The 8,219-nt window shown below is 44.2% G+C and carries 8 protein-coding genes, 1 tRNA gene and 1 rRNA gene; 5 read left to right on the forward strand and 5 right to left on the reverse strand.

Going from position 1 to position 8,219, the window contains the following annotated elements; genetic code table 11:
- Positions 1-55: 55 nt before the first annotated feature.
- Both purH and purD read left to right on the forward strand, forming a co-directional pair.
- Entirely contained in the window at positions 56-1,666 is a 1,611-nt protein-coding gene (gene purH, locus DPF90_RS16475; protein ID WP_114787424.1) for a bifunctional phosphoribosylaminoimidazolecarboxamide formyltransferase/IMP cyclohydrolase, read from the forward strand.
- Between the two features lie 106 nt (positions 1,667-1,772).
- Positions 1,773-3,059, forward strand: coding sequence for a phosphoribosylamine--glycine ligase (purD, locus tag DPF90_RS16480; RefSeq protein WP_114787425.1), 1,287 nt, complete (start codon positions 1,773-1,775; stop codon positions 3,057-3,059).
- A 40-nt stretch (positions 3,060-3,099) separates the two neighbouring features.
- On the opposite strand, the gene DPF90_RS16485 is transcribed toward purD, so the two are convergent.
- Together DPF90_RS16485 and hupA are read right to left on the reverse strand one after the other, a co-directional pair.
- Positions 3,100-3,804: a DUF1481 domain-containing protein gene (locus DPF90_RS16485; RefSeq protein WP_114787434.1), complete on the reverse strand. Its 705-nt coding sequence runs from the start codon at positions 3,802-3,804 to the stop codon at positions 3,100-3,102.
- A 45-nt stretch (positions 3,805-3,849) separates the two neighbouring features.
- Positions 3,850-4,122 carry a nucleoid-associated protein HU-alpha gene (gene hupA / locus DPF90_RS16490; RefSeq protein ID WP_021707210.1) on the reverse strand — a complete coding sequence of 91 codons (273 nt, stop codon included), beginning with the start codon at positions 4,120-4,122 and terminating at the stop codon, positions 3,850-3,852.
- A 385-nt stretch (positions 4,123-4,507) separates the two neighbouring features.
- Between hupA and DPF90_RS16495 the strand changes: the two genes are divergently transcribed.
- A complete protein-coding gene (locus DPF90_RS16495) occupies positions 4,508-5,599 on the forward strand; it encodes a CNNM domain-containing protein (RefSeq protein WP_114787426.1) in 1,092 nt (363 codons plus the stop codon).
- Between the two features lie 30 nt (positions 5,600-5,629).
- Here DPF90_RS16495 and DPF90_RS16500 read toward each other — a convergent pair whose 3' ends face one another.
- Positions 5,630-6,217, reverse strand: a complete 588-nt coding sequence (locus DPF90_RS16500) for a YjaG family protein (protein WP_114787427.1) — start codon at positions 6,215-6,217, stop codon at positions 5,630-5,632.
- Positions 6,218-6,287: 70 nt separating this feature from the next.
- Here DPF90_RS16500 and DPF90_RS16505 point away from each other — a divergent pair, with 70 nt between their 5' ends.
- Together DPF90_RS16505 and DPF90_RS16510 are read left to right on the forward strand one after the other, a co-directional pair.
- On the forward strand, positions 6,288-7,211 hold the full coding sequence (locus DPF90_RS16505) for a D-2-hydroxyacid dehydrogenase (protein ID WP_114787428.1): 924 nt from the start codon (positions 6,288-6,290) through the stop codon (positions 7,209-7,211).
- Positions 7,211-7,786, forward strand: a complete 576-nt coding sequence (locus tag DPF90_RS16510; RefSeq protein WP_114787429.1) for a uracil-DNA glycosylase family protein — start codon at positions 7,211-7,213, stop codon at positions 7,784-7,786. The genes DPF90_RS16505 and DPF90_RS16510 overlap by 1 nt, the downstream gene beginning before the upstream one ends.
- Before the next feature lie 59 nt (positions 7,787-7,845).
- Here the strand turns inward: DPF90_RS16510 and DPF90_RS16515 are convergent.
- Together DPF90_RS16515 and rrf are read right to left on the reverse strand one after the other, a co-directional pair.
- Positions 7,846-7,922, reverse strand: a tRNA-Asp gene (locus DPF90_RS16515).
- Positions 7,923-7,954: 32 nt separating this feature from the next.
- Positions 7,955-8,070, reverse strand: a 5S ribosomal RNA gene (gene rrf / locus DPF90_RS16520).
- Positions 8,071-8,219: the final 149 nt, after the last annotated feature.

The following is an 8,219-nucleotide window of genomic DNA, read 5'->3' on the forward strand; positions in this document are numbered from 1 at the left end:
TGGCAAATATCTTTACCAAACGTATTAAATCTGTGATTTTGAGGAAAATAGAAGCATGACTAACGCTCGTCCTATTCGCCGCGCATTAATCAGCGTATCAGACAAAACTGGTATCGTTGAGTTTGCCCAAGCTCTTGCAAACCGTGGTGTTGAACTTCTATCAACAGGCGGCACTGCTCGCTTATTAACCGAAAACAGCATCTCTGTGACCGAAGTATCCGATTACACTGGTTTCCCAGAAATGATGGACGGCCGTGTTAAAACACTTCATCCTAAAGTCCATGGCGGTGTACTGGGTCGTCGGGGCCAAGACGATGAGGTGATGTTAGAACATGACATCAAACCCATTGACATAGTGGTCGTCAATCTATACCCATTTGCTGAGACTGTCGCCAAACAAGGCTGTACTCTTGCTGACGCAGTTGAAAACATCGATATTGGTGGCCCTACAATGGTAAGGTCCGCAGCGAAAAACCACAAAGATGTCGCTATTGTTGTGAATGCAAGGGACTATGATCGCGTTATTGCTGAAATGGATGAAAACGAAACTTCTCTTACTCTAGATACACGTTTCGATCTTGCTATTGCCGCTTTCGAGCATACAGCAGCATACGATGGCATGATTGCTAACTACTTCGGCACTATGGTTCCTTCTCATAACATATCGTCATTGGATGAAGAGGGAAAAACAGCAGATCAAAACTCAAAATTCCCACGCACTTTCAATCAGCAGTTAATCAAAAAACAAGACATGCGCTACGGCGAAAATAGCCACCAAGATGCTGCTTTCTATATCGAGGCTAAACCAGAGGAGGCTTCGGTTTCAACCGCTAGGCAAATTCAAGGAAAAGCTCTTTCATACAATAACATAGCAGATACAGACGCTGCTCTTGAATGTGTAAAAGAATTTGATGAGCCAGCTTGTGTGATCGTAAAACACGCCAATCCATGCGGCGTCGCTCTAGGACAAAATATTTTAGAAGCCTATGATCGTGCTTATAAAACCGATCCTACCTCAGCATTTGGTGGCATCATAGCCTTTAACCGAGAGTTAGATGCCCAAGCCGCTAGCGCTATTGTTGAGCGTCAGTTCGTTGAGGTCATCATTGCCCCCTCTGTTTCGCCACAAGCAATTGAAATAGTCGCAGCAAAGAAAAACATTCGCTTACTCGAGAGTGGTCAATGGTCAACTAAAACAACAGGTCTCGATGTGAAACGCGTCAATGGCGGCTTGCTAGTACAAGACAGAGACCAAGGTATGGTTAGTCTAGATGATCTAAAAGTGGTGTCTAAACGCCAACCGACTAACGAAGAGCTTAAAGATGCACTATTTTGCTGGAAAGTTGCCAAGTATGTTAAATCAAATGCGATCGTTTACTCAAAAGGCGATATGACCATAGGTGTTGGCGCTGGACAGATGAGCCGTGTTTACTCTGCAAAGATAGCAGGTATTAAAGCAGCAGACGAAAACCTACAAGTCGAAGGCTGCGTGATGGCATCTGACGCCTTTTTCCCATTCCGTGACGGTATAGATGCCGCAGCGGATGCTGGAATCAAATGCGTAATCCAACCTGGCGGCTCGATGCGTGATGATGAAGTCATCTCTGCTGCAGATGAGCACGGAATGGCGATGATTTTCACGGGTATGCGTCACTTCCGTCATTAAAAATTTCAGTTTAGTTGGCACGATTGTGATGTTCTGGTTCCTTATCTTCCAAGCAATAGTGTCAACAAGTCGAAAAACCATATATTGAAATCAAGGAATTTTGAATATGCAAGTTTTAGTTATTGGTTCAGGTGGTCGCGAACATGCACTCGCATGGAAAGCGGCACAAAACCCCAGTGTAGAAGTTGTTTATGTAGCGCCAGGTAACGCTGGCACCGCATTAGAACCAAAGTTAGAAAATGTTAATATCAAGGTCGAAAGCATTTCTGAGTTGGTCTCATTTGCACAAGATAAGAACATAGAACTCACCATAGTTGGACCAGAAGGACCCTTGGTTATTGGTGTCGTCGATGCTTTCCGTGAAGCTGGCTTGCCGATTTTCGGTCCAACACAAGCCGCAGCGCAACTAGAAGGCTCTAAGGCTTTTACCAAAGACTTCCTCGCTCGTCATAATATCCCAACAGCAGCCTATGCAAACTTTACCGAAATTGAGCCAGCACTTGCTTATGTGCGTCAGCAAGGCGCTCCTATTGTGGTCAAAGCCGATGGCTTAGCCGCAGGTAAAGGGGTAATTGTCGCCATGACCTTAAAAGAAGCGGAAGATGCCATTCAAGACATGTTGGCTGGCAATGCTTTTGGTGACGCTGGCAGCCGAGTCGTTATAGAAGAGTTTCTTGATGGAGAAGAGGCCAGCTTCATTGTTATGGTCGATGGGAAGAATGTTCTACCTATGGCAACCAGCCAAGACCACAAACGTGTGGGAGAAAAAGACACAGGCCCTAATACAGGCGGTATGGGGGCTTACTCTCCAGCACCGGTTGTCACACCTGAAATCCATGACCGTATTATGCGAGAAGTTATCTACCCAACGGTACGTGGTATGGAAGCAGAAGGACACCCTTACACGGGTTTCCTTTATGCGGGCTTGATGATAGACAAAGAAGGAACACCAAAAGTCATTGAGTACAATTGTCGTTTTGGCGATCCGGAAACACAGCCTATCATGATGAGAATGGAGTCCGACTTGGTCGAATTATGTTTAATGGCCATCGATGAAAAACTCAATCAAGCTGAATCTAAGTGGGATCCTCGTGCATCTATCGGCATCGTTCTTGCCGCTGGTGGTTATCCACTAGAGTATGCAAAGGGTGACGTTATCTCTCTACCAAATTCACCAATAACTGACCAAAAAATATTTCACGCAGGTACAGCGCGAAATGATGCAGGAGAGATTGTGACTAATGGGGGCCGAGTTCTCTGCGCCGTTGCATTGGGAGATAGCGTATCACAGGCTCAGAAGCAAGCGTACGAGCTTGTGGACACTATTAGCTGGGAAGGTATGTTTTATCGTAATGATATTGGTTACAGAGCAATAGAGCGCGAAAAAGCTTAAACAGACACTCAATTCCAAAAGGCGCATTCAGCGCCTTTCTTTATGGATTGCTGTCTTCTTTCAGTAAGCTAGGACGCTCGACACACTTGTGTCCGTCGTCTGAAAGCAGCAGTAAGTCTTCGACTACAACACTATTATTTCTTCTGCTACCAACAAAGGCGACATAATTTTCCACATCAGACAAGCGGTTAACAACAAATGCTGGTAAGGTCTGATTAAATTCTAGGTGATCGTAGCTCTTACCCTCACATGTCTCGAAGTGAGCTCCATCCCAGAAACCTTGGATCAATCTAAAGCCCTTTTTATCTTGAGCTTTTGCCACACTCGCTGCTCTTTTAGCCTCATCCACATAATGAACCAGTTCAGTAGGCTTAATAGGAAGTATTTTTCCGTCAAGACGGTAGTGCTGATAAATAGCCTCTCCATCTTTATTAAAACGAATATGAATACGATAGTTGACTAGAGCGTCGTTTTTGAGTCGCTCGCCTTCACGAATCATCTCTCTGAGTTTGCCTTGAGACCAGCGATAATCGCTATGGTACCAACCATAGTCACCAGCAGTAACATAATCCGCGGCAGAACTCGGTGACGCCGACTTTTCCGTATACCAATAGAGGCTAGTTGCATCTCCAGCACTTTTTCCACCTGTGTAATATGAATATTGTTCTTGATTAGGCAGCGGTGAGCTAGTAGAGCAACCCAAGATTAAGGAAGTGATTAGAGAGGAGACCAAAAAGTTTTTCATAATTTTACTGCGCCAAGACAGAAAACCATCTTGGCGCTTCACACATTATTTCACTGCATCTTTCAGGGCTTTACCCGCAACAAATGCTGGAACATTCGCCGCAGCGATTTGAATCTCTGCACCTGTTTTAGGGTTACGGCCAGTGCGAGCTGCACGGTGATTGACTTTAAACGTACCAAAACCAATTAGCTGAACTTGGTCACCCTCTTTAAGCGCATCTGTCACTCCATCGAGAGTCGCTTCAAGCGCTGCCTTAGCTTGAGCTTTAGATAAATCTGCTTTCTCTGCAATAAAGTCGATTAATTGGGTCTTGTTCATTAGGTTTCCCTTCTTATAGGTTATCGAATTCTGCTCACTCTAAAACATAAATGCCCTATCTGGCAAAGGTTTGTAAGTGATCTTTCGCTTTAATGACGTACTTTTAACCATAATATGAGTATTAACTCACAATTTGTTACCTTGATCTCCTTTTTCATTGCTTGCTTTCAAACACAAACAGCCCTATTTATAGGGTATTATCATGAACAAAGCCTGACATGATGGGGGTTGAGGAAGACGCAAAGTGCACGGAGAGCGAATAACTCAATATTGATTAAAATAAAATCTAACAGTTTCACCCTCATGAGACTTCTTATTGAAGTCACTAAGGAAATATTCAAAATCTCTGACATAATCAGAACAGTTTCATCAACATAGGAAATTTATGTTACTCCTCACCATATACGTCTCAATCGCCATCGGCATATCTTTTATTTGCTCTGTACTTGAAGCTGTATTACTTAGCATCACTCCTAGCTATATAGCTCAGCTTCGTCAGCAAGCACACCCTGCCGCAGAGAAATGGACAGTATTAAAGGCAGACATAGATCGCCCTTTAGCCTCTATTCTCACCCTAAACACCATAGCACATACCATTGGTGCCGCGAGTGCTGGTGCGCAGGCCTCTGTGGTCTTTGGCAGTGAATGGTTAGGAGTATTTTCTGCAATACTAACTCTCGGGATACTGGTACTTTCTGAAATTGTTCCTAAGACACTCGGAGCAACATACTGGCGACAGCTTGCCCCGCTAACAGCAGTAGTTCTTCGATGGATGGTTTGGACGCTCGCACCCTTCGTCTGGTTCTCAGAGCAAATTACAAAGCGGCTAGCCAGTGGTCATCAGTTACCAAAAATGCGAGAAGAGCTATCAGCCATGGCACTTTTGGCAAAAGAAAGTGGAGAATTTGCCGAGGGAGAGACAAAAATACTGAGCAACTTACTAAGCATTCAAGGTGTGCCAGTCACTCAGGTCATGACGCCTCGACCAGTGGTATTTAGAGTCGATGCAGAGATGACCATAGATCAATTTCTCTCTCAATATCATGATTCTCCATTTTCAAGGCCTTTAGTATACAGTCAGTCTAAAGATAACATCTTAGGCTTTGTTCACCGCCTAGAGATATTCAAATTACAGCAAGTTGGAGGGGGTGATAAACAGCTTGGGGCAGTGATGCGCCCTGTCCATGTACTTTTAAATACCCTATCTTTGCCCAAGGCGTTTGAACAAATGATGGCCAGAAGGCTTCAGCTGTCAATGATTGTTGACGAATATGGAACGATACAAGGCATACTGACTCTAGAGGATATTTTTGAACATCTTGTTGGTGAACAAATCGTTGATGAAGCTGACAGAGCTCCAGATATGCAGCAGCTCGCTTTTGAGCGATGGGAAAAATGGAAAGCCAAGCATGGAGTCATTGAAAATACCGACGATGACGAGACAACTGTAAAAGAGAATAAAAACAAAGAAGATTAAACGCGGGGGGCTTAATAGCCCCTTCACTGTTTACAATGACAGGCCAATATTACTTACACCTTCTTCTCTAAGCTCTAAACGCAGGTCTTTGATTAAATCAATGTCTCTTTCGTTAGCATCTTTAAGAGGACGAAAGATTGCCCATTGCACATCCCACTCTTCACTAACCGCTTGATTATCCTTTTGGTTGTCATTAGTTAACTCGATACCAGTTTGAGCCTGCTCAAGCTCAGCGACTGTTTGTACTGACAACTGACTTACCTTCTGCATACTTTCAAAAAGATCATCTCGATCAAGTAAGCCATGTAATAGTGTTGATAAGCCCACGCAAGCATCAATTGCAGGATAAACCCCATAAAAATCATAATCTTCTGAGCCAGGGATAATCTCTTCAAGTTTTTCTAACTGACGCTCATAATTGACTTTAGCGTTCTTTACCGTTAGCTGCTCCCAAACACTATCGAGAATATCGCGATAAATCCGAGATTCAGAGAAAGCTGTACTGTCGCAAAACTTCGCATAATTGGGATACATGCGTTCACACAGACACGCCATAAAGGTAATCTGCTTCCATGGTTCTAACTTTTCAAGGCGAAGTTGGAGAGGGTTCTGTAGCATAACGGCTCATTGATTCAAAAATGGACCGCAGAAGTGTACTTGATAACCACAATGGAAAAAAGCCAAGACGATGAAGAAATTCACCAATAAAGTCTATTTACTTACCGAACACAATGAGAAGTACCGATCACTATTAGAAGACAAACAACTAACTGATCTCGAAATTGTCACTACCCCTTGCGATGCGAGCATCCTACTAGCTTCACCGCCATTAGCGGTTAAGCGGCTGGATGAGTTTCCAGAGCTTGAGTGGATTCAATCTGTTTATGCCGGCGTAGATGCCATATTCAAAGCCAAAACAGACGATTTCATTCTTACTAATGTTAAAGGGATCTTTGGTCAACAAATATCAGAGTATGTTATTGGCTACTTAGTTCAACACTTTCGTCATCTTCCTCATTATCATGAGGCGCAGTCCCTATCGAGCTGGCAACCCAAGAGCTATCGTACTTTAGACGGACTGACCATGCTCACACTAGGGACAGGCTCAATAGCTAGTCACCTAGCAAAGGTGGCTCAGGCTTTTGGCATAAAGGCTGTAGGAATCAATCGAAGTGGTATACCAACAATTAACTCCTCGTTTGATGCCACCTATCATATCCAAGAACTTGGTAGTGTCCTCAGCAAAGCTGATATCATAGTCAATACATTGCCTAGCACACCTCAAACGCATCATATACTCGACGAAACCAGTTTATCTCTTTGTTCGTCTGCATTATTGTTCAATGTTGGACGTGGTGACGCCATCTGTGAGAAAGGCCTGCTTTCAGCGCTCGAAAGCCAATCAATTGAGCACGCATTTCTCGATGTCTTCGAGCAAGAGCCCTTAGATAAATCCAACCCTATGTGGCACCATCCATCTATCACGATTACACCACATACTGCCGCGCTCAGCTTTCCCGACAAAGTTATCGAAGTTTTCGCAGAAAATTATCAGCGCTGGCGAGATGGATTTAGCTTAATTAACCAAGTTGACTTAACAAAAGGTTATTAATGCTCGATAAGCTCATCAACGAGGTTCGCCAATGTAAAGTATGCGAGCCAGCTTTGGCTCTAGGGGCTAGGCCCATTATCCAAGCTGGTACAGAAGCAAGGTTACTAATCATAGGTCAAGCACCGGGAGTCAAAGCTCACAATACAAATATGCCATGGAATGACCTGAGTGGGGATAGATTAAGAAAGTGGTTAGAGGTTGAGCATTCTGTATTCTACAATCCGAGTAAAATAGCGATTGTGCCAATGGGACTTTGTTATCCAGGCAAAGGGAAATCAGGAGACTTACCTCCGAGAAAAGAATGTGCTCCGATGTGGCACAACTCTATCTTAAAGCAGTTACCCAATATCCGTATGACCCTATTGATTGGCCAGTATGCACAAAAATACTATTTAAAGGATAAACCCAACAATCTCACTGCAACCGTTCAGCTTTGGCAGCAATGGGCTCCTGACTATATACCTTTACCACATCCTTCACCCCGCAACACACTATGGCTGCGACGCAATCCATGGTTTGAATCTGAGGTGGTTCCATTTATCAGACAACATGTCCGTGAGGTTTTGAAGCCCTAGAATTGATTGGGGCTCCGAAAACAAAAAACCCCAGCATTGCTGCTGGGGTTTAGAAAAAGTGGCGGAGCGGACGGGACTCGAACCCGCGACCCCCGGCGTGACAGGCCGGTATTCTAACCAACTGAACTACCGCTCCGCACTGGTTAGACTCTTGAGTCTAAATGTAAAGCCTGGCGATGTCCTACTCTCACATGGGGAAGCCCCACACTACCATCGGCGCTATTGCGTTTCACTACTGAGTTCGGCATGGAATCAGGTGGGTCCACAATGCTATGGTCGCCAAGCAAAATTTGTTAATTCGGAAAGCTGTTTCTTCGTTCTTACACATTCAATGTTCTAGTTGAGTCCACAACAAAACCCTTTGGGTGTTGTATGGTTAAGCCTCACGGGCAATTAGTACAGGTTAGCTCAACGCCTCACAACGCTTACACAC

The sequence above is a fragment of the Vibrio tetraodonis genome (assembly GCF_003350295.1).
Classification (GTDB): Bacteria; Pseudomonadota; Gammaproteobacteria; order Enterobacterales; family Vibrionaceae; genus Vibrio; species Vibrio tetraodonis.